Source organism: Paraburkholderia sp. UCT2, assembly GCF_014397665.1.
In the GTDB taxonomy this organism is placed as follows: domain Bacteria; phylum Pseudomonadota; class Gammaproteobacteria; order Burkholderiales; family Burkholderiaceae; genus Paraburkholderia; species Paraburkholderia tuberum.
In genome coordinates, this window is sequence record NZ_VZQO01000018.1 from 113,134 (window position 1) to 136,407 (window position 23,274).

The 23,274-nt window shown below is 65.7% G+C and carries 20 protein-coding genes; 11 read left to right on the forward strand and 9 right to left on the reverse strand.

The features are described from left to right. The first annotated feature begins 14 nt into the window (after positions 1 to 14). The 3 genes from ompR to F6X39_RS17285 all read left to right on the forward strand — a co-directional run bounded on the left by ompR (position 15) and on the right by F6X39_RS17285 (position 2,767). Complete coding sequence (gene ompR / locus F6X39_RS17275; RefSeq protein WP_006048917.1) at positions 15 to 749, forward strand: two-component system response regulator OmpR; 735 nt, start codon at positions 15 to 17, stop codon at positions 747 to 749. Between the two features lie 43 nt (positions 750 to 792). Further along, the gene (locus F6X39_RS17280; RefSeq protein WP_184033441.1) at positions 793 to 2,142 is read left to right on the forward strand and encodes an ATP-binding protein; all 1,350 of its coding nucleotides are present in this window, start codon (positions 793 to 795) and stop codon (positions 2,140 to 2,142) included. Between the two features lie 76 nt (positions 2,143 to 2,218). Further along, entirely contained in the window at positions 2,219 to 2,767 is a 549-nt protein-coding gene (locus F6X39_RS17285) for a peroxiredoxin (RefSeq protein ID WP_187617496.1), read from the forward strand. Between the two features lie 34 nt (positions 2,768 to 2,801). Here the strand turns inward: F6X39_RS17285 and ispF are convergent, their stop codons facing one another. Together ispF and ispD are read right to left on the reverse strand one after the other, a co-directional pair. Further along, on the reverse strand, positions 2,802 to 3,281 hold the full coding sequence (ispF, locus tag F6X39_RS17290; protein ID WP_187617497.1) for a 2-C-methyl-D-erythritol 2,4-cyclodiphosphate synthase: 480 nt from the start codon (positions 3,279 to 3,281) through the stop codon (positions 2,802 to 2,804). Between the two features lie 82 nt (positions 3,282 to 3,363). Further along, positions 3,364 to 4,077 carry a 2-C-methyl-D-erythritol 4-phosphate cytidylyltransferase gene (gene ispD / locus F6X39_RS17295; RefSeq protein ID WP_187617498.1) on the reverse strand — a complete coding sequence of 238 codons (714 nt, stop codon included), beginning with the start codon at positions 4,075 to 4,077 and terminating at the stop codon, positions 3,364 to 3,366. A 122-nt stretch (positions 4,078 to 4,199) separates the two neighbouring features. On the opposite strand from ispD, the gene mfd reads away from it, so the two are divergent. The 4 genes from mfd to mscL all read left to right on the forward strand — a co-directional run bounded on the left by mfd (position 4,200) and on the right by mscL (position 10,752). Then, complete coding sequence (mfd, locus tag F6X39_RS17300) at positions 4,200 to 7,679, forward strand: transcription-repair coupling factor (protein ID WP_187617499.1); 3,480 nt, start codon at positions 4,200 to 4,202, stop codon at positions 7,677 to 7,679. 170 nt (positions 7,680 to 7,849) lie between these two features. Next, a complete protein-coding gene (gene argE, locus F6X39_RS17305) occupies positions 7,850 to 9,082 on the forward strand; it encodes an acetylornithine deacetylase (protein ID WP_187617500.1) in 1,233 nt (410 codons plus the stop codon). A gap of 89 nt (positions 9,083 to 9,171) precedes the next feature. Next, positions 9,172 to 10,206 (forward strand): threonine/serine dehydratase, encoded by a 1,035-nt coding sequence (locus F6X39_RS17310; protein WP_187617501.1) that lies wholly within the window; start codon positions 9,172 to 9,174, stop codon positions 10,204 to 10,206. 99 nt (positions 10,207 to 10,305) lie between these two features. Further along, on the forward strand, positions 10,306 to 10,752 hold the full coding sequence (mscL, locus tag F6X39_RS17315; RefSeq protein ID WP_187617502.1) for a large conductance mechanosensitive channel protein MscL: 447 nt from the start codon (positions 10,306 to 10,308) through the stop codon (positions 10,750 to 10,752). Between the two features lie 123 nt (positions 10,753 to 10,875). On the opposite strand, the gene F6X39_RS17320 is transcribed toward mscL, so the two are convergent. From F6X39_RS17320 to F6X39_RS17335, 4 genes are all read right to left on the reverse strand, one after another. Next, complete coding sequence (locus F6X39_RS17320; protein WP_187617503.1) at positions 10,876 to 12,849, reverse strand: response regulator; 1,974 nt, start codon at positions 12,847 to 12,849, stop codon at positions 10,876 to 10,878. Between the two features lie 59 nt (positions 12,850 to 12,908). Next, positions 12,909 to 13,400, reverse strand: a complete 492-nt coding sequence (locus tag F6X39_RS17325) for a response regulator (protein ID WP_184063624.1) — start codon at positions 13,398 to 13,400, stop codon at positions 12,909 to 12,911. An 80-nt stretch (positions 13,401 to 13,480) separates the two neighbouring features. Further along, the gene (locus F6X39_RS17330) at positions 13,481 to 15,091 is read right to left on the reverse strand and encodes a sensor histidine kinase (protein ID WP_187617504.1); all 1,611 of its coding nucleotides are present in this window, start codon (positions 15,089 to 15,091) and stop codon (positions 13,481 to 13,483) included. Continuing rightward, positions 15,088 to 15,363, reverse strand: a complete 276-nt coding sequence (locus F6X39_RS17335) for a hypothetical protein (protein ID WP_187617505.1) — start codon at positions 15,361 to 15,363, stop codon at positions 15,088 to 15,090. Before F6X39_RS17335 ends, F6X39_RS17330 begins: the two co-directional genes overlap by 4 nt. Before the next feature lie 113 nt (positions 15,364 to 15,476). On the opposite strand from F6X39_RS17335, the gene F6X39_RS17340 reads away from it, so the two are divergent. Further along, positions 15,477 to 15,968: a hypothetical protein gene (locus F6X39_RS17340; RefSeq protein ID WP_184033415.1), complete on the forward strand. Its 492-nt coding sequence runs from the start codon at positions 15,477 to 15,479 to the stop codon at positions 15,966 to 15,968. A 150-nt stretch (positions 15,969 to 16,118) separates the two neighbouring features. On the opposite strand, the gene F6X39_RS17345 is transcribed toward F6X39_RS17340, so the two are convergent. Then, complete coding sequence (locus F6X39_RS17345) at positions 16,119 to 18,602, reverse strand: AsmA family protein (RefSeq protein ID WP_187617506.1); 2,484 nt, start codon at positions 18,600 to 18,602, stop codon at positions 16,119 to 16,121. A gap of 170 nt (positions 18,603 to 18,772) precedes the next feature. Between F6X39_RS17345 and F6X39_RS17350 the strand changes: the two genes are divergently transcribed. After that, the gene (locus F6X39_RS17350; RefSeq protein WP_187617507.1) at positions 18,773 to 19,513 is read left to right on the forward strand and encodes an ATP-binding cassette domain-containing protein; all 741 of its coding nucleotides are present in this window, start codon (positions 18,773 to 18,775) and stop codon (positions 19,511 to 19,513) included. Further along, a complete protein-coding gene (locus F6X39_RS17355) occupies positions 19,510 to 20,316 on the forward strand; it encodes an ABC transporter permease (RefSeq protein ID WP_184063642.1) in 807 nt (268 codons plus the stop codon). Before F6X39_RS17350 ends, F6X39_RS17355 begins: the two co-directional genes overlap by 4 nt. Before the next feature lie 69 nt (positions 20,317 to 20,385). Here F6X39_RS17355 and F6X39_RS17360 read toward each other — a convergent pair whose 3' ends face one another. Together F6X39_RS17360 and F6X39_RS17365 are read right to left on the reverse strand one after the other, a co-directional pair. Beyond that, entirely contained in the window at positions 20,386 to 20,934 is a 549-nt protein-coding gene (locus tag F6X39_RS17360) for a DUF6013 family protein (protein ID WP_187617508.1), read from the reverse strand. Positions 20,935 to 21,167: 233 nt separating this feature from the next. Then, positions 21,168 to 22,184, reverse strand: coding sequence for a zinc-binding alcohol dehydrogenase family protein (locus F6X39_RS17365; protein ID WP_187617509.1), 1,017 nt, complete (start codon positions 22,182 to 22,184; stop codon positions 21,168 to 21,170). A gap of 111 nt (positions 22,185 to 22,295) precedes the next feature. Between F6X39_RS17365 and F6X39_RS17370 the strand changes: the two genes are divergently transcribed. Continuing rightward, the gene (locus F6X39_RS17370) at positions 22,296 to 23,264 is read left to right on the forward strand and encodes a LysR family transcriptional regulator (protein WP_187617510.1); all 969 of its coding nucleotides are present in this window, start codon (positions 22,296 to 22,298) and stop codon (positions 23,262 to 23,264) included. The last annotated feature ends 10 nt before the right edge of the window (positions 23,265 to 23,274 follow it).

Consider the following 23,274-nt stretch of genomic DNA (forward strand, 5'->3'; position numbering starts at 1 on the left):
CTAATCGCGCTAAGATGCCGACCATGGAAACCAAAAACCCTTCGAAAATCCTCGTCGTCGACGACGATCCACGCCTGCGCGATCTTCTGCGCCGCTACCTCGGCGAACAAGGCTTCAACGTCTACGTCGCCGAAAATGCGCCGTCAATGAACAAGCTCTGGGTGCGCGAGCGCTTCGATCTGCTGGTGCTCGATCTGATGCTGCCCGGTGAGGACGGCCTGTCGATCTGCCGGCGACTGCGCGGCAGCAACGACCGCACGCCGATCATCATGCTGACGGCCAAGGGTGAGGATGTCGATCGCATCGTCGGCCTCGAGATGGGTGCCGACGACTATCTGCCCAAGCCGTTCAATCCGCGCGAACTGGTCGCGCGCATTCACGCGGTGCTGCGTCGCCAGTCGCCGTCCGAATTGCCGGGTGCGCCGTCCGAGACCACCGAGGTCTTCGAGTTCGGCGAGTTCGCGCTGAATCTCGCCACCCGCACGCTGACCAAGGCCGGCCAGGAAATTCCGCTCACCACCGGTGAGTTCTCGGTGCTGAAGGTATTCGCGCGTCATCCGCGTCAGCCGCTGTCGCGCGAAAAGCTGATGGAACTCGCACGCGGCCGCGAATACGAGGTCTTCGACCGCAGCCTCGACGTGCAGATCTCGCGTCTGCGCAAGCTGATCGAGCCGGATCCGGGCAGCCCGCGCTTCATTCAGACCGTGTGGGGCCTCGGCTACGTCTTCATCCCCGACGGTGCAGCCTGAGTTTGTGCTCCGTTTTCGTTTCTGTGTCACATAAGAAGGGCCCATGCGGATCGACCGGCGCCTCCTGACGCTCGCGTTCGGCGGCCTTTTCTGGCGGACCTTTCTGCTGATCGCGCTGTTGATCGCAGTCAGTCTCGCCGCGTGGTTCCAGAGCTTTCGCGTGATCGAGCGTGAGCCGCGCGCGCAGCGCGTGGCTCTGCAACTCGTCGCGATCGTCAAGCTCACGCGCACCGCACTCCTCTATTCCGATCCCGACCTGCGGCGCGCGCTGCTGCAGGATCTGGAGAGCAACGAAGGGGTGCGCGTGTACCCGCGCGAAGCCACCGACAAATACAAACTCCAGCCCGACGAATCGTTGAATCGCCTGATCGAGCACGACATCCGCGGCCGTCTCGGCGACGACACCATAATCGCGCAGAGCGTCAACGATATCAACGGCGTATGGATCAGCTTCAAGATCGACGACGACGATTACTGGGTCGCGCTCGACCGCGATCAGCTCGACAACGCCACCGGCCTGCAATGGGCCGGCTGGGGCGTGTTCGCGCTCGCGCTGTCGCTGTTCGGCGCGGCATTCATCACGAGTCTGGTAAACCGGCCGTTCGCGCGTCTGGCGATGGCCGCGCGCCGGGTCGGCTCGGGGCAATCGCCCGAGCCGCTGCCTGAGCGCGGCATGGGTGTGGCCGCCGAAACCAATCGAAGCTTCAACCAGATGGTGCGCGACCTCGAACAGCTCGAGGCGGACCGCGCGCTGATGCTCGCGGGCATCTCGCACGATCTGCGCACGCCGCTCGCACGGCTGCGGCTCGAGACCGAAATGAGCCCGTCCGATCAGGCCACCAAGGACGCGATGGTCGACGACATCGAGCAGATGGACATGATCATCGGCCGCTTCCTCGACTACGCGCGTCCCGTTCAGCGTGTGCCGGAACCGGTGGACCTCTCGGTGATCGCGAGCGAACTCGCCGCACGCATGCAAAGCGAGGACAGCATGCGGCTGATCACGCGGCTCGCTCCGTCGGCGGTGATCGAGGCCGATGAAACCGACATGCGTCGCGTGGTCGGCAATCTGCTCGAGAACGCGCGCAAATATGGCCTCAGCGACGGCGACGGTGTGCCGCACGTCATTCTCGAAACGCGCGTGTCGCACTCGCGCGTCGAACTCTCGGTGGTCGACGAAGGCCCCGGCATTCCCGAAGACCAGCTCGCGCTCGTCACGCGGCCGTTCTATCGTGTGAATTCGGCGCGCACCCAGGCCAACGGCACGGGCCTCGGCATGGCGATCGTGCAGCGGCTCGTCGCCCGTTATCGCGGCGCGCTGCGGCTGCGCAACCGCTCGCCCGGACCCGGGCTTGAAGTGACGATCGAGTTTCCGCTCGCGAGAAGCGCGTGAGCCGACGACGCGCGGCACCGCGCGCCGTCGCCATTCGAAACACGCCGCTTGTTGCGACTTCCGAAGGAGCCTTTGCATGAAAACCGTTGGCGATAAACTCGAAGCGTTCACCGTCATTGCCGCCAAGCCGGGCTTCAACCGTCACGAAGAACACGGCGTCTCGGCGTTCGAATACATCACCGAGCAGTCGTTTCGAGGCAAATGGAAAATCATTTACTTCTACCCGAAGGATTTTTCGTTGGTCTGCCCGACGGAAATCGTCGAATTCAGCAAGCTCGTCAAGGAGTTCGAGGACCGCGAGGCCGTGCTGCTCGGCGGCAGCGTCGACAATGAATACGTGAAGCTCGCATGGCGCCGCGAGTACAAGGAGCTCGACAGGCTCAACCACTACTCGTTCGGCGACGTGAAAGGCGAGCTGATCGACCAGCTCGGCGTGCGCGACAAGGAAGCGGGCGTCGCGCTGCGCGCGACCTTTATCATCGATCCGGACAACACGATCCAGCACGTGTCGGTCAACAATCTGTACGTGGGCCGTAATCCCGAAGAAGTGCTGCGCATCCTCGACGGCCTGCAAACGGACGAGCTGTGTCCGAGCAATCGGACGATTGGCGGCGCGACGCTGTAAGCGGCACCGCCCGTCACCCAAACAAGAATCCCGTTCAGATCCTGACCAACAACACCGCGGCCTGCGCCTCGATGCCCTCGCCGCGGCCGAGATAACCGAGCTTCTCGTTCGTCTTCGCCTTGACGTTCACGCGCTCGATCGGCAGACCGAGGTCCGCCGCGATATTGGCGCGCATCCCTTCGATATGCGGTGCGAGCTTCGGCGCCTGCGCGATCACGCTGCTGTCGACGTTGCCGATCGCAAAGCCGGCCGCCTTCACGCGCGCCACGCATTCGCGCAGCAGCACGCGGCTGTCGGCGCCGGCGAACTTCGCGTCGGTATCGGAGAAGTGGCGGCCGATATCGCCCAACGCGGCCGCGCCGAACAGCGCGTCGGTGATCGCGTGCAGCAGCACATCCGCGTCCGAGTGACCGAGCAGCCCGCGCTCGTACGGAATCGTTACGCCGCCGATGATCAACGCGCGCCCCGGCACCAGCGCATGCACGTCGTAGCCCTGCCCAATTCTGAAATCCATGTGCGTCACGTCCTCAAGTGCTGAAGCTTTTAAAGCTTCTTTAAAGCCTTTCCAAATCTTTCCAATGTGCCCAGGCGCGGTTTCACGAACCGGCGGGGCGGCTCAGAATCGCCTCGGCCAGATCGAAATCTTCCGGATACGTGACCTTGAAGTTACGCAGGCTGCCTTGCACGAGCTTCGGCGCGTGGCCCAACCATTCGATCGCGCTCGCCTCGTCGGTCAGATCGTGGCCGTCGGCCTGCGCGCGCAGGATCGCCTCGCGCAGCATGCCGATGCGGAACATCTGGGGCGTCTGCGCCTGCCACAAGCCGTCACGCGCTTCGGTATGGGCGATGCGGCTATCGGCCGACGCGCGGTCGATACGCTTCAAGGTATCGGCGACCGGCAACGCCATGATGCCGCCGACCGCATCGTCCTTGAGCGAACCGATCAGCGTGCGGATCAGCGCCGGCGTGATGCCCGGCCGGGCCGCGTCGTGCACGAGCACCCAGTCGGCGTCGTGGGCGCCGAACTCGGCGAGCGCGTGCAGACCGTTGAGCACCGACGCCTGGCGCGACGCGCCGCCCACGCGACGCACCGCGAAGCGCAGATTGCCGAAGCGGCGGGCGTCGAAGTGCTGGTCGTCGGGCGCGATGACGACGAGCGTCTGCGTGAATTCGCTGCACGCGTCGAACGCGGCGAGCGAGTAATGCAGCATGTCGCGGCCGGCGACAGTGCGGTATTGCTTGGGCATCGCGGCGCCGGAACGGCTGCCGGTGCCTGCGCACGGGATCAGGGCAAAGAGACGGGAAGTCACGAGTGCGGATGCCGCCAAATCAAAGTAAAGGACGGATTTTATAATAGGTCCTTCGCATCCACGCCCGTACACGCGTAAACTTGGCCGTCGCGTGAGCCCCGAGCCGCCCCTTTTTCTCCTCTATGCCAGACATCGCCGCATCCTCGCAGTCCTCCCCGCCCGTCGCGCTCGTCAAGGCCGGCCAGCGTTTCGCCTTCGACGGCACGCGCGGTTCGTCCGACGCGCTGCTGATCGCCCGCTACCATCTCGCGTATCGCGAGAAGATGCCGCTGCTTGCGGTGGTCTGCGAAAGCGCGGTCGACGCGCAGCGGCTGTCGCAGGAAATCGGCTTCTTCGCGCCGGACGCGCGCGTGCGCCTCCTGCCCGACTGGGAAACGCTGCCTTACGACACGTTTTCGCCGCACCAGGACCTCGTCTCCGAGCGTCTCGCGACGCTGCACGACCTCGGCGAAGGCCGCTGCGACATCCTGCTCGTGCCGGCCACGACGGCCTTGTACCGGATGCCGCCTGCATCGTTTCTGGCCGCCTACACGTTCTCGTTCTCGCAAGGCGAGCGGCTCGACGAAGCGAAGCTGAAGGCGCAGCTGACGCTCGCCGGCTACGAGCACGTGAGCCAGGTGGTGCGTCCCGGCGAATATTGCGTGCGCGGCTCGCTGCTCGATCTGTTCCCAATGGGCTCGCCGCTGCCCTACCGGATCGACCTGTTCGACGACCAGGTCGACTCGATCCGCGCGTTCGACCCCGACACGCAGCGCAGCCTCTATCCGGTCAAGGACGTGCGCCTGCTGCCGGGCCGCGAATTCCCGTTCGACGAGGCCGCGCGCACCGCATTCCGCAGCCGCTGGCGCGAGACTTTCGAGGGCGATCCGAGCCGCGCGTCGATCTATAAAGACATCGGCAACGGCGTGCCGTCGGCGGGTATCGAATACTATCTGCCGCTGTTCTTCGAGGAGACGGCCACCCTCTTCCATTACCTGCCCGACGGTTCGCAACTCGCCTTCGTCGGCGATCTGGACGCGGCGATCCGGCGCTTCACCAACGACACGAAGCAGCGCTTCAATTTCCTGTCGCACGACCGCGACCGGCCGATTCTCGAACCGCAGAAGCTGTTCCTGTCGGACGAGGATTTCTTCACGTTCGCGAAACCGTTCGCACGGCTCGTGCTGCCCACCAACGGCGACGGCGCCTGGTCGATCGCGCTGCCGAACCTCGCGATCGATCGTCACGCCGACGACCCCGTCTCGGCGCTGCGCGCGTATCTGAGCACGACGCCGAACCGGGTGCTGTTCGCCGCCGAATCGGCGGGCCGCCGCGAGACGTTGCTGCAACTGCTCGCCGACAACCAGCTGAAACCCGCCTCGGCCGACAGTTTCGCCGACTGGCTCAAGAGCGACGCGCGTTTCTCGCTCGGCGTCGCGCCGCTCGCGAACGGCTTCGCGCTGCCGGGCGACGGCATCGCGATCATCACCGAAACCGAGCTGTACGGGCCGCTCGCGCGCCGCTCGGGACGCCGCCGCCAGGAACAGGCGAGCAACGTCGATTCGATGGTGCGCGATCTGTCCGAGCTGAAGCTCGGCGACCCGGTCGTGCATTCGCAGCACGGTATCGGCCGCTACATGGGTCTCGTGACGATGGATCTCGGCGAAGGCGAAACCGAGTTCCTGCACCTCGAATACGCGGGCGACAGCAAGCTCTACGTGCCGGTCGCGCAATTGCACGTGATCTCGCGCTATAGCGGCGCCGACCCGGAAAGCGCGCCGCTCCATTCGCTCGGCTCGGGCCAGTGGGAAAAGGCCAAGCGCAAGGCCGCGCAGCAGATCCGCGACACCGCCGCCGAGCTGCTCAACCTGTACGCCCGCCGTGCCGCCCGCGAGGGCCACGCGTTCGCGCTCGAACCGAAGGACTACGTGAAGTTCGCCGAGAGCTTCGGTTTCGAGGAAACGCCGGACCAGGCCGCCGCGATCGCGGCCGTGATCGGCGACATGACGAGCGGCAAGCCGATGGACCGGCTCGTATGCGGCGACGTCGGCTTCGGCAAGACCGAGGTCGCATTGCGCGCGGCGTTCATCGCGGTGATGGGCGGCAAGCAGGTCGCGCTGTTGGCGCCGACCACGCTGCTCGCCGAACAGCACACGCAAACCTTCAGCGACCGCTTCTCCGACTGGCCGGTGCGCATCGCCGAGCTGTCGCGCTTCAAGTCGACCAAGGAAGTGAACGCGGCGATCCGGCAGATCAACGAAGGCGCGGTCGACATCGTGATCGGCACGCACAAGCTGCTGTCGTCCGATGTGCAGTTCAAACGGCTCGGGCTCGTGGTCATCGACGAGGAGCACCGCTTCGGCGTGCGTCAGAAGGAGGCGCTGAAGGCGCTGCGCGCGGAAGTCGACGTGCTGACGCTGACCGCGACGCCGATCCCCCGTACGCTCGGCATGGCGCTCGAAGGCCTGCGCGATTTTTCGGTGATCGCAACGGCGCCGCAAAAGCGCCTCGCGATCAAGACCTTCGTGCGGCGCGAGGAAGACAGCGTGATTCGCGAAGCAATGCTGCGCGAGTTGAAGCGCGGCGGCCAGGTCTACTTCCTGCACAACGAAGTCGAGACGATCCAGAATCGCCGGCAGATGCTCGAAGAGCTGGTGCCCGAAGCGCGCATCGCGGTCGCGCATGGACAGATGCACGAGCGGGAACTGGAGCGGGTGATGCGCGACTTCGTCGCGCAACGCGCGAACGTGCTGCTGTGCACGACGATCATCGAAACCGGCATCGACGTGCCGAGCGCGAACACGATCCTGATCCACCGCTCCGACAAGTTCGGCCTCGCGCAATTGCATCAGCTGCGTGGCCGCGTCGGCCGCTCGCATCACCAGGCGTACTCGTATCTGCTCGTGCACGATCCGCAGGGGCTCACCAAACAGGCGCAACGGCGGCTCGAAGCGATCCAGCAGATGGAGGAACTCGGCTCGGGCTTCTATCTCGCGATGCACGACCTCGAAATTCGCGGCACCGGCGAGGTGCTCGGTGACAAGCAGTCGGGCGAGATTCACGAGATCGGCTTCCAGCTTTATACCGACATGCTCAACGACGCAGTGAGGGCGCTCAGGAACGGCAAGGAGCCAGACCTCACCGCGCCGCTCGCCGCGACCACCGAGATCAACCTGCATTCGCCGGCGATCCTGCCGTCGGACTATTGCGGCGACGTGCAGGAACGTCTGTCGCTGTACAAGCGCCTCGCGAACTGCGAACACAATGATTCGATCGACGGCATCCAGGAAGAGCTGATCGACCGCTTCGGCAAGCTGCCGCCGCAGGCGCATGCGCTGGTGGAGACGCATCGACTGCGGCTCGCCGCGAAGCCGCTCGGCATTTCGAAGATCGATGCCGGTGAAGCGGTGATCGGCCTGCAGTTCATCCCCAATCCGCCCGTCGACGCGATGCGGATCATCGAGATGGTGCAGAAGCACAAGCACATCAAGCTCGCGGGTCAGGACAAGCTGCGTATCGAAACGCGCAGCCCGGATCTCGCGGTGCGCGTCGCGACCGTCAAGGAGACCTTGCGCGCGCTCGGTTCGCCGAGCCGCGGCACGGCGGCGGCGCCGGCTCGCTGAGCGCGGCACGCTGCGCGCACAGGCCAGTGAAAGGCGCAGAAAACGGGGGGATGTCCCCCGTTTTTTGCATCGATGCTGCGCTGCGCCAACGCGAGCCCGGCTTTTTGGACATCCTTACGAAAATGCAATTTGGGATATGATCGATAGACACAAAACGCTGGAGTCATGTCATGTCTCACGTCGCTGAAACAGCGCAATCGTTGCAGTCGTCTGCCTCCTCCACGTCCCCCGCTTCTCCGATATCTCTGCCCTGGGTCACCCGTCTCGTGTCGATGGACACGGTGAGCCGCAATCCAAACCTCGGCCTGATCGAAACCGTGCGCGACGAGCTGCGCGCGGTCGGTATCGACGCGACGCTGACGCACGGCAAGGGCGGCAAATGGGCGAACCTGTTCGCGACCATTCCCGCGCACGACGGCGAAACGAACGGCGGCGTCGTGCTGTCGGGCCACACCGACGTCGTGCCGGTGGACGGCCAGCAATGGGACAGCGATCCGTTCAAGCCGGAGATTCGCGGGGACAAGCTCTATGGCCGCGGCACCTGCGACATGAAGGGCTTCATCGGCGCGGCGCTCGCGCTCGTGCCGGACATGCAGCGCGCGAAGCTCGCGAAGCCGATCCACTTCGCGCTGTCGTTCGACGAGGAAGTGGGCTGCGTGGGCGCGCCGCTTCTGATCGCCGATCTGATGAAGCGCGGCGTGAAGCCGGACGGCTGCATCGTCGGCGAGCCGACCAGCATGCGCCCGATCATCGCGCACAAGGGCATCAACGCGTATCAGTGCTGCGTACGCGGCCAGGCCGCGCATTCGTCGCTGACGCCGAAGGGCTTGAACGCGATCGAGTACGCGGCTCGCCTGATCTGCTACATCCGCGACATGGCCGACCAGTTCCGCGCGCAAGGCCCCTTCGACGAACTGTACGACGTGCCGTTCAGCACCGCACAGACCAGCACGATCACGGGCGGCAACGCAATCAACACGGTGCCGGCCGAATGCCAGTTCCAGTTCGAGTTCCGCAATCTGCCGACGCTCGATCCCGAGCAGATCTTCGCGCGCATCGACAGCTACGCGCGCGAAACGCTGCTGCCGAAAATGCTGCGCGAGCACTCGTCGGCCGCGATCGAGATCACGAAGATCGCCGCGGCGCCCGGACTCGATTCGTCTGAACAGGCCGCGATCACGCAGCTCGTACGCGCGCTGACGGCCGACCAGGACAAGCGCAAGGTCGCATACGGCACCGAGGCCGGCCTGTTTTCGAACGCGGGGATTCCGAGCATCGTCTGCGGCCCCGGCGACATCCAGCAGGCGCATAAGGCGAACGAATTCGTCGAGCTCGAGCAGCTCGTCGCGTGCGAGCGCTTCTTGCGCAAGTTCATCCACAGCATGTCGGTCGAGGCCGCTTAGCCCGTTTCGTTGCAGCGGCGCGCAGCCGCAGTGAACCTGCGCGCCGAGCCACGGGCCTCAGCGACATCGACGACTCCGGAGCGACCGCCATGTCCAGCGCCATGCCGCAGCACACGGATCACACGATCGACGGTGAGCCGATCCCCACGCTCGACGACATCGCCGCGCAGCACTTCGCGTTGACGCCCTGGGTCGCGCGCACGCCGGTGTTCGACCGGCTCGACTTCTCGTCGCTGCGCGGCACCGTCGTCAATTTCAAGTTCGAGCTGCTGCAGGCGGGCGGCAGCTTCAAGGCACGCGGCGCCTTCACGAACCTGCTCGCGCTCGACGACGCGCAGAAGAGCGCGGGTGTCACCTGCGTGTCGGGCGGCAATCACGCGGTGGCGGTCGCCTATGCGGCGATGCGGCTCGGCGTCAGTGCCAAGGTCGTGCTGTTCAGCGCGGCGAATCCGGCCCGCGTCGCGTTGTGCCGCGAGTACGGCGCCGACATCGTCTATGCGGAAGATCTCGCCGAAGCGTTCGAACTGGTGCGCCGCGTCGAGGCCGAGGAAGGCCGCTATTTCGTGCATCCGTTCAACGGCTATCGCACGGTGCTCGGCTCGGCGACGCTCGGCTACGAATGGGCCACGCAAACGCCCGACCTCGAAGCGGTGATCGTGCCGATCGGCGGCGGCGGACTCGCGGCCGGGGTCTCCACCGCGCTGCGGCTCGCGAATCCGAACGTGCACGTGTACGGCGTCGAACCCGAAGGCTCGGACGTGATGAGCAAGAGTTTTGCCGCCAACCATACGGTCAGAATGGGCCACATGCACAGCATTGCCGATTCGCTGATGTCGCCGCATACCGAGCAATACAGCTACGAGCTGTGCCGCCGCCATGTCGATCGGATCGTTACCGTGTCCGACGACCAGTTGCGCGAGGCGATGCTGATCCTGTTCAATCAGCTGAAGCTCGCGGTCGAGCCGGCTTGCGCGGCCGCCACGGCCGGATTGCTCGGACCGCTGCGCGAACAGTTGCAGGGCAAACGCGTGGGCGTGCTGCTGTGCGGCGCCAATATCGACCCGGTCAGTTTTGCCGCGCATCTGGAGCGCGCGCGCCATGGCGAGTCACAGTTTCCTCGTTAGCGACGCGCAGCAAATGCGCTTGTTGCCTTGCGGCTAAAGCACTAGTCTATCCGCTTCAGGTTGGTATGATTCGGCTATTCATATCAGGGAGGTGTACGTATGAGCATGATCCAGGAATTTAAAGAATTTGCCCTCAAAGGCAATGTGATGGATCTGGCGGTCGGTGTGATTATCGGCGGCGCGTTTTCCACCATTGTCAATTCCGTGGTTAAAGACCTGATCATGCCGGTTGTCGGGGTCGCTACCGGCGGCCTCGATTTCTCCAACCTGTTCGTTCGCCTGGGCCATATTCCGGCCACTTACAAAGGCAACCCCGAATCATATAAAGACCTGCAGACGGGTGGCGTGGCGGTGTTCGGTTACGGTTCGTTCATTACCGCGACGATCAACTTCATCATTCTCGCGTTCATCATCTTTCTGATGGTCAAGTTCATCAACAAACTGCGCAAGGAGCCGCAAGCCGCACCGGCGGAGCCGCCGCCGCCGCCGGAAGACGTGCTGCTGCTGCGCGAGATCCGCGATTCGCTGAAGAACCAGCAGCCTTAATCGTCGAATCAAGCTCGGGATGGACGGCCTGAGCCAGTGAAATCAAAAGGCCTGTTGCGATCGGCGTCGCAACAGGCCTTTGTGTTTTCACGCTGCTTTCAGCGCGCTGCGCTTTATCGAGCCTTACCCTTCCTTTTGCGCCTTCAATTGCGCCGCGCTTTCGATCATCGCTTCGAGCTGGCCGAAATTGACAGGCTTCGTCAAATGCGATGTAAAGCCCGCGCTCAGACAGCGGCGCACGTCCTCGTCGGTGCCGAAGCCGGTCAGCGCGACGGCTGGCACGTCGGAATGTTCGCGAAACGCTTTGACGAAATCAAGACCGGTGCCATCGGGCAATCCGACATCGCTGACAACCAGATCGAACCTGTGCAACTGCGTCGCCGCAAGCGCATCGTCGACGCGCCCGACCACCATCACCTGATGACCCAGGCCGCGCATCAATTGGGCCATCACGTCGGCGGTATCGGCATGGTCCTCGATCAGCAGCACGGACAGCGAACTCGCCGGCTGCACGTTGCTCGGCACGATGACCGGCGGCGCGGGGGCCGGCGCGGCGGCGGTCGGCAGCGTGATCGTGAAGGTCGCGCCGCAATGCGGACCGGGACTTTGCGCGGTCACAGTGCCGCCGTGCACGTCCGTCAAAGCCTTCGTGATCGCGAGACCGAGACCCAGGCCGCCGAACTGCCGCGTCATGCTTTGGTCGCCCTGCTCGAACGCATTGAACAGCTTGCCGATCTGCTCCGGCTCGATGCCGATGCCGGTGTCTTCGACCGAGATCTGCACCTGCATGCGTTCGTCGCGTGTGCGCACATAGATATGGCCGCCGTCCGGCGTGAACTTCGCGGCATTGCGAATCAGGTTCCACAGCATCTGTTGCAGCCGCGCGCGATCGGCGAGCACGTAGTGATGCGTCGCGTGCTTCTCGACATGCACGTCCTGCTGCTTGACCTGGATTTCGCTGCGAAAGAGTTCGAGCACGCTGTCGATCACGTCGTGTACGTCGACGGTCTCCAGCGACAGCCGCAGCTTGCCGTTCGCGACGCGCGTCAGATCGAGCAGATCGTCGATCAGCCGCGCCTCCAGTTCGACGTTGCGGCGGATCATGCGCACGCTCGCACGCGCCTGCTCCGGCAGTTCCGGGATCATCTCGAGCACGCTCGCGCCCGCGAGCACCGGCGTGAGCGGTGTGCGCAATTCGTGCGACAGCATCGCGAGAAAACGGTCCTTCGCGCGATTCGCTTCTTCGGCCGCCTGGCGCGCGGCCTGCTCGGACTCGAGCAGTCGCTCGCGCTCCTCGATCGCCTCGCGCTGCGAGTGGATGTCGGTGCAGCTACCGAACCATTTGCTGACGTTGCCATCGGCATCGCGCATCGCGACCACGCGCACGTCGAACCAGCGGTACTCGCCGTCGTGGCGGCGAATCCGCATCTCGTGCCGATAGTCGCCGCTGCGGCTCGCGACGGCCTTCAGCCAGCTTTGCCGGATCTGCTCGCGATCGTCGGGATGCACGGCGTCGAGCCACGCGAGACCATGCGAGCCATGTTCGGGCAAGCCGGTGTAGTCGTACCACTGCTTCGACAGGAAGTCGCAGTCGCCGGCCGCGTCGCAGGTCAGCACGAGATGCGGCAACGTCTCCGACAGCGTGCGGTAATGCAGCTCGCGATCGCGCAGCAGTAGCGCTTCGTCGGACGCGCGTTGCAGCCGCACCTGCGACAACACGCGCTCCACGGCCTCTGGCAGATAGTCGAGATAGTCGCCGGACTTCGGCACCACGTCGGACACGCCCGCGCGCAGCGCTTCGATCACGCGCGACTCGTCGGTGAAGCCGGTCACGAGGATCGCCGGAATGCGCACGCCCTCCGCGCGCAGACGCCGGAAGAAATCGAGCCCGGTCTCCGGTCCGCTCAGCTGATAATCGAGCACGAGCAGATCGGGGGCGCGGCTCGCGAGCCGCTCGCGGGCCGCCTCGACGCCGGCGCAGATCGTCACCCGGCAGCCGGCGCGTTCGAGCGACTTGCGCGCGAGCCGCAAGATGCCCTCGTCGTCATCGACGACGAGCACATAGGCGGCGTGCGGCGTGGACACTTCTTCGATCATGCAGGTGCTCTCCGGCTCGGAACGGTGCTCATCTTGTCATGAACGGCTTTCGGACAGCTTCAGGGCGGCGCGAGCCGCTGCCCCGGCGGCAGTTTGACCACTTGCAGGAAAAAGCCGAGCCGGCGCACGGCCTCGATGAACGCATCGTATTCGACCGGCTTGCAGAGATAGACGTTGCAACCGAGTTCGTAGCAGCGCGCGATTTCGCGCGGATCGTCGGTCGTGGTCAGCACGATCACGGGCACGGCGGCGGTCTCGGGGGCTTCCTTCAGACGCCGCAACACCTCGAAGCCGTCGACGCGCGGCATCTTCAGATCGAGCAGCACGACGAAATTCGCCAGATTCTCGCGCGGCGGATAGGGATGGCCGTCGGCGTCGGTCAACGGCTCAGCGGCCGCGGGGCCGAAGAAGTAATCGAGCGCCTGCTGGCCGTCGCGAAAGCGCACGAAGCCGTTCGAAATGCCGGCGCGGCGCAGATTCCGCTCGACGAGCGTCGCGTGGCCGTCGTCGTCTTCGATCAGAACGATGCTGACCGCTTGCGCGTGATTCATAGGCTCTCCGTGCCAACGATTCGTCATCCATGCCGCCGGGAGAATGGCAGCGGCAGCGCCCGCGCCGGCGTGCGCCGCGCTCAGAGGCGCGCCGGCTGCTCGGGCAGCACCACGAAAAAGGTCGATCCGGCGCCTTCGGCCGATTCGACCCAGACGCGCCCGCCGTGCCGCTCGACCGCGCGCCGCACCACCGCGAGGCCGATCCCCTCGCCGCTTGCGACGTCCCCGTGCAGACGCTGGAACGCGCGAAACACCTTCGACAGATACACGGCCGGAATGCCGAGCCCATTATCGCGGACGTAATAGGTGCGCATACGGACCGCGCGCGGCTCGCTTTCGTCGACGGGTTCGGGCGCGAGCGCGCCGACCTCGATGCGCCCGCGGCGCGCCGGATCGAGGAAAGTCAGCGCATTGCCGATCAGGTTGCCGAAGATCTGCTCGACCGCCGCCGGATCGCCCCATGCGGGCGGCAGCTCGCGCACCGTGACGCTCGCGACGCGGTGGTCGATCGTGCCTTGCAGCCCATCGACGACTCGCGCCACCGCGCGCTCGACGCTGACCCGCTGCCACTGATATTCGAGCCGTCCCGCGCGCGAGATGCGCAACAGCGCCTCGATGATCGCCGCCGCGCGCGCGACCGCGGTGCGCAAATAGTGCAACGACTCGCGCACGTCGCCATCGAGGATCTGCGTCATGCGCCGTGCTTCGTTCTCCGGCAGACGAGCCTGTCCGACGAGCACGTCGAGTTCGTCGCACGACACGTGCAGCTCTTTCGAAAACCCCTGCAGATTGACGAGCGGCGAGCGCAGATCGTGCGACACGCTGTAGATGAACATCTCGTTGTCCTGCGTTTCCTGGCGCAATTCCTCATTGACGGCCGCCAGTTCGCGCGCGCGTGCTTCGAGCTCCGTCTTCAGCGCCTCCTGCCCGGCTTCCGCCTCGCGCAGACGCGCATCGGTCTGATGCAGCACCGTGTCGAGCGCGGCGATTTCGTCGCTGCCCGACAACGGCGCCGCGAGCGGCCGGCCGCTGCCGAGCCGCTCGGCGTTATCGGTCAGCACTTCGAGGCGTTGGCCGATGCCGCGCGCGAACACGAAGGCGGTGACCGCCCAGATCAGCATCGAGCCGAACACCGCGGCGATCAGCGCGCGCTGCTGAAGCTCGCGCCGCTCGCCGAGCGCGCTCGAGCGCTCGACGTCGAGCTCCGACGCCGCCGCGCCGAACTGGGCCAACTCGTCGCGGAACACGGCGATCTGCTCCGGCAACTCGCCGGTTTCGAGCGCGATATAGGGGCGTAGACTGCGCCCCTCGTGCAACGCCTGCAAGATCGCGACACTCTGTTCGCGATACGCGTCGATCGCGCGCCGCATGCTGCGCACGCGCTCGGCCTGGGCCGGCGTTTCGGCGACGAGCGCATCGAGCTTCGCGAGCCGGTCATTCAGATCGACCCACACCGCATGGCGGTCGATCAGCGAGGCGCTGCCCGTCACCATCGCCGTGCGCACGCGCGCGGCCTGACGCAGCAGCGGATCGACGATGGCCGACGACTCGTAGAGGATCTGCTTGCTGTTGTCGACCCATCGCGCGGCCTGCGCGGTCCGCTCCTGGGTATCGAAGACGACCCCGAGCAGCGCGAGTTCGACCACGCTCGGTATCGCGATCAGCAGCAGACCTTTGGTGAATAGTTTCATGGTTCCGTCAGGGCGTTCAGGCTGTGGTTCAGGCTGTCACTCGAACGGCGGGGCTCGCGCGCACCCGTCGCGCCCTGCAAGGCGGGCGCCGCGCGGCTGGACGGGCCATTATCGACGTGAATCAGAGATATATCAACGACGCGCCAGCAAGCGCTTGACCACACAAAGATGACTTTTTTATTGGGATGGGATGTTTTTTCCGCGCCGCCTGCGTCTATGATGGAGACAAGGTGTGCTGGGATGCGAATGCGCGCGGCGAGGCGGTTCGGCATGATTCGTGCGGGAGGCGGTGGGGCGATGCGGTAGCGTCGAATCATCGTGAATCCGGCCTTGTCGTATGCTATAAAACATCGACGTGCGGCGCGCGAAAGCCGGGAGTGGTCGCATGAGGACGCAGCGATTCTTGCAATTCTTTTTCAGGCGAATTTTTATGTCCTTCCCGAAAAAGCGTAGACGCGCGAAGGTGGACGGCGACGAGTCGTTCCTCGCGGTTCTGCGGCATTTCAAGCCGTTCGGTCAACTCGACACCAAGATTGCGCGGGCTCGCGCGCAGGACGAACCGGTGCTCTATGCACACGTGCTGCCCGGACTCGACGTGCTTCTATGCAGTGTGCGCGGCGCACAGCCGCCCTACCCCGCACCAGCCGAATTGCGGCGGCGCTGCCTCGAATCCATTACCAACGCGCTGGAGCAGCCGCTCGATGGTCTCGAGAACGGCGGCTACTGGTACGAGGCCGACGGCTTCGGCTTCCTCGTGTTCGCGAGCCGTGCGCGCGGCAAGATTCTGACGGAGTTCGGCGCGACACGAATCGGTACCCGGCGCGGCGTGCGTCGCCAGGATGCGTCGGGCGATGCAACACCGCGTTCGCTCAGATAGCGCCAATCGGGCACCCTGAAGTTCAGGGCTGCTGACAGGTCGTTCTCTTCGCTTCATCGAAACCCTGGCTCGACGGCAACCGCGCGCGGCTCCTCACGCGGCATCATGCCGTTGATTCGGCGATCGCATCATCGACGCGCTCGCCGCGCCTCAACTGCCCTTGTATTCGGCCGCGCTCGCCGGCGACTGCGTCGCGGGCTTACGATCCACCGCGGCTGGCGACGACGCGCCGCCCGAAGACTTGTTGACCGGCGCGCCCTCGAGCGATATCGGCGCCTTCGGCTGTTGCTTGACGCCCGGCGGCGGCGCCTTCGGCATCTGCCGCACTTGCGCGAGCAATTGCGCGCACGGCAGCGGCTTGTTGTTGCTCGGCGCGAGCAGCGGGATCAGCGCCGCGAACGGATTGATCAGCCCGAGCCCGACCGCCGCGCCGCCGCGCAACGCGAGCGCGGCCGCATTGACGCCGACGTGCGGATCCTTGAAGGTGCCCTTCACGTACAGCGGCGAGCGCAGCGAAAAGACCCGGAAGCCCTTCGTATGGGGATGCACGCCCAGGTCCATCGTCTCGTCGCGCAGATTCACGTGACCGTCGATGTTGATCACCGCGTCGCCGGTGTCGAGCGCGAACACGCGCGCTTCGAGCACGCCGTCGGTCGCGACGAAATCGGCGGCCGCGCAATTGATCTTCACGTTGCTAGTGCCGAACAGCTTTTCATAGACGACGTTCGCGACGTTGAGCCCGGCCGCCTCCATCAGCAGACGGCTCACGGTGCCGTCGGTCACGAGCGCCTTCAACTCGCCGTTCGAAGTCGCCGCGAGCGCCGCCGGCGAATTACCGGTCGCGGACAACGACGCATCGCCGTTGATCTCGCCGAGCGCGTTCTGCATCGTCTTGAAGCTCGGGAATAATTGCTTCAACTTGACGTGCCGCGCCGACATCGCGAAGCGGCCCTTCAGCGGCGCCGCGCTGCCATCCAGATGAATATCCGACGCGAGCGAGCCGCCCGCGACGCCGAACTTCAGCGGCACGAGCGACAGCACGCCGTCGGTCATCACGACGTGCGTGTACAGATCCGTGATCGGCAGGTTCGAGTTCTTGATGATGCGCCGGCCGGTGAACTTGACGTCGGCGTCGATCGCCTTCCAGCGCTCGGTGCGGAACTCCTCGACCGGCAGTGCGCGGTTGCCCGGCTGCGCGGCCGCGTCGCCGCGCCTCGCCTTGCTCGCGTTCGAATCGGCGCCGATCACCGGCGCGAGATCCGAGAACTGCAACAGATGCGACTCGAGTTCGCCCCGCAGCAACGGACGTGGCTCGCGCGCGGTATAGGTCAACGAACCGTTCAAGTCGCTGCCGCCGACCCGGCCTGTGAAGTTTTCATACGTGAACACGTTGCCGCTCGATTTGAACTGACCGATCAGACGACCCTCGGTCGCGTACGGCGGGGTCTCGGGCAAGGTCACGCCGGTCAGCGAATACAGGCGCGCCATGCTGTTGCCCTGCAGCCAGAGACGCAGATCGAGCGCCCCGAGATGCGCCGGATCGGTGAGCGTGCCGACGAAGGCGATATGCAGATCGCCGGCTTTGACATCGGCCTGCACCGGGAACGGCCGATTCGCGTCTTGCAGCGCGAGCACGCCGCCGAGCTTGCCGCTGCCCGACACCGGCGTGCGGTTGTAGGTGCCCTTGACGGTCCAGCCGATCGCATAAAGCGGCGTCGCGCGCCTGTCGCCAGGTGCGCTGCCGCTCGCCCCCGAGACAGCCGCGGCCGGGCTGGCGCTCCCGCTGGTGGTTTCGGCTGGGGCGGCGGCGCCGCTCGTCGCGAGCACGCCGGAAACCGCGGCCACGCCCGACGTTGCGGACGCGCCCGATGCGCCCGACGCCTGCGCCGCCGCTTCATAAGCCGCCGCTGCGGAAGCCGCCTTCGCCTCCGAGGCCGCCTGTGCCTCGGCCTGCGCGGCGAGTTGGCGCGCGCCCGCCCGGCCGACAGCCTGAGCCGACGCGCTGCGCGACGCCGCTTCCTGCTGCTTCAGGGCGTCGCCGATCGGGATCGGCTGCCCGAGCGTATCGACGACCATCTGCACCTCGACCTTCTTCTGCTGATCCGACAGCGCGATGTTGCCCTTCGCGAACGCGATATCGTGCAGATCGAGCTTCCACTCGGTGGGTCCGCTCGACGACGGCAGCTTGAAGGTCCAGTTATTGCGCCCGTCGACAAGACGTTCCAGATCGACCGACGGATTCACGAGGTTGATCGCCGGAATCACGATGTCGTGCGCGAGCAGCGGCAGCACCTCGACCTCGAAGTCGATTTCGTCGAGCGTCGCGAACTGCGGCTGTTTGGTCCAGTCGGGATTGCCGATCGTGATGTTGGCCGCCGAAAAGCGCGGCCAGGGCACCCAGCCGCGCCAGCCGGTTTCGCCGACCGCATGACGCCAGCCCACCTTCAGGTCGCCGTTGATCGCAAACGGCCGGCCGATCGCCTGGCTGACCTTGTCGTCGATGTAAGGCCGCGCGCGGTTCCAGTCGAAGCTCAGGATGAAGATGACGAGCGCGACGATCAGGATCACGAGCGCCGCCAGCAGCCATGCAAAGATTTTTCCGACCCGTCGTCCGGTGCCGCTCGACCCTGCCATTGAAAAGCTCCGCGTATTGTTCTACGTTGTGCACCGTGCAGCAGTTATCGTACCTGGCGCGCGGGCTCGAATCACCGCGTCGGTCGTGCGCTGTTGCGCCTCGTCGTTTTATCATGGCGCACGCTTTGCCGACAGCCCCACCGGCACACCCTCCCCACGACGTTCCAACCATGACCGATGTTCCCTTCGTCCTCGCCGACGGCATCGTGCGGCGCGATGCGCAGCGCGGCCAGACGCTGTTGCAGCCGACCACCTTCGCCCTGCGCGCCGGCGAGCGCGTCGCGATCACCGGACCGTCCGGCTCCGGCAAGAGCGTGTTTCTGCGCGCGCTCGCGCTGCTCGATCCGGTCGATGCGGGGCGCATCCTGTGGCATGGCGCGCCGCTCGAGCGTGCGCGGATTCCGCGCTACCGGCGCGCAATCGCGTATATCCGGCAGCGGCCCGCGCTGATCGACGGCAGCGTCGAAGACAATCTGCGCTATCCGTTCGAGCTGCGGGCATATCGCGACGCGCGCTTCGATCGCACGCGCGCGGCCAGGCTTGCGATGCAGGCCGGCCGCGGCGAGGACTTTCTCGGCAAGCGCGCAAGCGAATTATCGGGTGGCGAAGCGCAGATCGCCGCGCTGATCCGCGTGCTGCAACTCGCGCCCGAAGTACTGTTGCTCGACGAGCCGACCGCCTCGCTCGATCCGGCGTCGTCGCGCGCGATCGAAGCGCTCGTGCAGGCGTGGTTCGATGCCGCGCCGGGCGCTCACGCATCGATGTGGGTGTCGCACGATGTCGAGCAGGCGGCACGCATGAGCGAACGGCATCTGACCATGCGCGCCGGCGTACTGGCCGAACACACTTCCGTGCGGCGCGATGCGGACCCACGCGCTCCCGCGGACCAGCGTCGGGAGCCCCGCCAATGAGCCTGCAGAATCTGAGCTTATGGGACGTCGCGATCGCGACGCTGCTGATCGTCGTGAATGGCGCGGTGTCGGTCGCGCTGAAACTCGATCTTGAGCGCAAGCTCGCATGGGCGGCGGTGCGCACCGTGGTCCAGTTGCTCGCGATCGGCTATGTGCTCGGCTGGGTGTTCAGTTTCGCTCGCTGGTACGTGGTGCTGCCGCTGATGATCGTGATGACGCTGATCGCCGGTTTCGCCGGCGCGCAGCGCGGCAGCCACACCTATGCCGGACAACGCGCCGACAGCGTGCTGTCGATCTGGGTCAGCTCGTGGCTCGTGGCCGCGGTGGGACTGTTCGTCGTGATCCGCATCCATCCGTGGTACGCGCCGCAATATGCGATTCCGATTCTCGGCATGATCCTCGGCAACACGCTGACCGGTGTATCGCTCGGCATCGAGCGGATGACCGAGGAGCTGACCGCGCGGCGCGACCGCGTCGACATGGCGCTCGCGCTCGGCGCGACACGCTGGGAGGCCGCCCAGGCGCCGGCGCGCCAGGCGGTGCGCGCGGGCATGATGCCGACGTTGAACCAGATGGCGGTGGTCGGCGTCGTCAGTTTGCCGGGCATGATGACCGGTCAGGTGCTGGCCGGGCAGTCGCCATTGCAGGCGGTGCGCTATCAGATCGTCATCATGTTTCTGATCGCGGCGGCGGCGGCGCTGGGGACCGTGGGCGCGGTGCTGCTCACGTACCGGCGGCTCTTTTCGGCCGAGCATCAGTTCTTGCCGGCGCGGCTCGGCGAGCGTGAGGCACGCAAAGGATGACGCACAAGGATGACGCGCTAGCGCGTGCTACGGTCGCGCACGCGGCCATCACGCCGCACGCTCGAACCTTCAACGCTTCGCGGTGACGGCGATCTCCGTGCCGTCGGTCAGCGTCAGCGTTTTCGTCGTGCCGTTGACCGGCATCGTGAAACGCACGATCTGACTCACGCGCATATCGTTCGGACACTTGAGCGTCTTGCCGCCGCTCGTCACGGTTTTCACGCCATGCGGCGTCTGCGCCTGGAAGCTCAGCTGGACGGCCGCGGTGCCGTCGCTCGACACCACCGGCGCGAAGCGGATCTGCGTCTGGCGGATCATCGCGCCATTCTCGTCGACCGGCAGCGACGCATAGTCCGGGCATGCGTCCGTCGCGGCCACCGGACCGCCGGGCGGCACGGTCTTCCACGTGAAGTCGTCCGATTCGCCCGAGCGGATCGTGCGGGTCTCCTGGGAATTGCCGAACTGTTTCGACGTGACGCGAACGGTGTAGCGGATCGGACCGTCGAGCGCGGCCTTGTTGGTCACCGTGATCGGCGTGGCTGCGCGAGCAGCCGGCACGAGCGCGCAGGCGAGAGAAGCGACAACGGAAACGGCGGAGAGTTTGAAGCTGAAGCTCATACTGTCACCTCCTTGTTGTGCCGCTGCGCGCTCGCGTCGACGCGACTGCCTGTGCACTGCTCACGCACTGCCGAGGGCCGGCCGGTTCATACCGGCTGGCCTCGCCGCAAGACACGCAACCGTTTTGGCATGCTGCGTCGTCAGTCTAACGCCAAGCGCGCTGCCGCGCGTGTCGTGTCGGCCCGGGTGTTAACCCGCTTGCGGCGACGCGCTTTCTGCGCGTCGATTTCATCTCAGAAGCCGGTCAGCACCAGCTTGCCGATCGCGTGTCCTGCTTCGAGCAACCCATGCGCGCGACGCAGATTCTCCACGTTGATGCGGCCGAGGTCCTGGCCGAGCGTCGTGCGCAACGTGCCGGCATCGACGAGCCGCGCGACCTCGGTCAGCAGCTTGTGCTGCTCGATCATGTCGGTCGTGCCGAACATCGAGCGGGTGAACATGAACTCCCAGTGAAACGCGGCGCTCTTCGCCTTCAGCAATTCGACGGGCACGGCGGCGCTGTTCTCGACGATCGTGCAGACGCCGCCTTGCGGCTTGATCAGTTGCGCGGCGGCCGGGAAATTACGGTCGGTGTCGTTGAAGATCAGCACGTAGTCGACCTGCTCGATGCCGATCTCCTTCATCTGCGCGGGCACATCGCCGAAGTGATCGACGATGTGATCCGCGCCGAGCTCCCGTGCCCATTTCGCCGATTCGGGCCGCGACGCGGTCGCGATCACCTGCAGCTTGCCGAGCTGCTTCGCGAGCTGGATGCCGATCGAGCCGACCCCGCCCGCGCCGCCGAAAATCAGCACCGTACGGCCTGCGTCGGCGCCCTGCGGCGATACGCCGAGGCGATCGAACAATGCTTCCCACGCAGTGATCGCGGTCAGTGGCAGCGCGGCCGCGTGCGTGAAATCGAGCGACGCCGGCTTGTGCCCGACGATCCGTTCGTCCACCAGATGAAACTCGCTGTTGGCCCCCGGCCGCGTAATGCTGCCCGCATAGAACACCGGATCGCCGACCTTGAACAGCGTGACCTCGGGCCCGGCCGCGACGACGGTGCCGGCCGCATCCCAGCCGAGCACGCGCGGCGTCTTCTCGAGCGTGTCTTTCGGCGCGCGCACCTTGGTGTCGACCGGGTTCACGGAAATGGCTTCGACCTTGACCAGCAGATCGCGGCCGGTCGCTTCGGGTTTCGGGATCTCGACGTCGACGAGCGCTTCGGCGTGATCGATGGGCAGATAACGGTAGAGTCCGACGGCTTTCATGGCTGCTCCTTGTGGGTTCGGTTGATGTGACGCATGACTCGTATCGTAGGATGGTTCTTATTCTGATAAAACAGTCATAATCACTGAAACATTTTTTGGTTTTTCAGAATAATGGACGATTCAAGCCCGGCCGGCCGGTCCGTGCCCAGCGAACGCGAACGGCTCGATCTGCTCGACGTCGCGTTGTTCGTGCGTGCCGCGGTGCTCGCCAACGTGTCGGCGGCCGGGCGCGAGTTCGGTTTGTCGGCGGCGGTCGCGAGCGCGCGGATCGCACAACTCGAAAAGATCCTCGGCGCGCGTTTGTTGCATCGGACCACGCGCCGCATCAGCCTCACCCAGGACGGTGAAGTGTTCATGACGCGCGCCGAGGCGCTGCTCGACGCGGCCGCCGCAGCGCGCGCATCGGTCGGCCGCGCGCAGGCCGCACCGCAGGGACGGCTGCGCGTGTCGATGCCGTCGTCGTTCGGGCGTCAGCATGTGTCGCCGGTGATCAGCGAGTTTCTGCGCCGCTATCCGGGGGTCAGCGTCGATCTGCGCCTGACCGATCAGGTGGTCGATCTGGTCGACGCGGGAATCGATGTCGCGCTTCGCGTCGGCGTGCTGAAGGATTCGTCGCTGGTCGCGCGGCGGCTCGCGGTCAACCGCCGCGTGCTGTGCGCGGCCCCCGCCTATCTGGCCGCGCGCGGCACGCCGCATCATCCGTCGGATCTCGCGCGGCACGAGTGCATCATCCTGTCGGAGCAGCGCGACTGGCGCTTCGTGACGCCCGCCGGCCCGCTCGACGTGCGCGTGAGCGGCCGCCTCGTCACCGACAACGGCGAGGTGATTCGCGATGCGCTGCTCGCGGGCTTCGGCATCGCGCTGAAATCGACATGGGACGTGGCGCCCTATCTGCGCAGCGGCAAACTCGTCAGCGTGCTCGACAGCTATCCTCTCGCGGACGACGTCGCGATCTGGGCCGTGTACCCAAGCCGCGCGTTCGTGCCGCCGAAGATGCTCGCCTTCATCGACTTCGTCGCCGCGCACTTTGGCGATCCGCCGTACTGGGATCGCGAGCCGGTTGGCCTGGCGGGCGCGTAGACGCGATGCC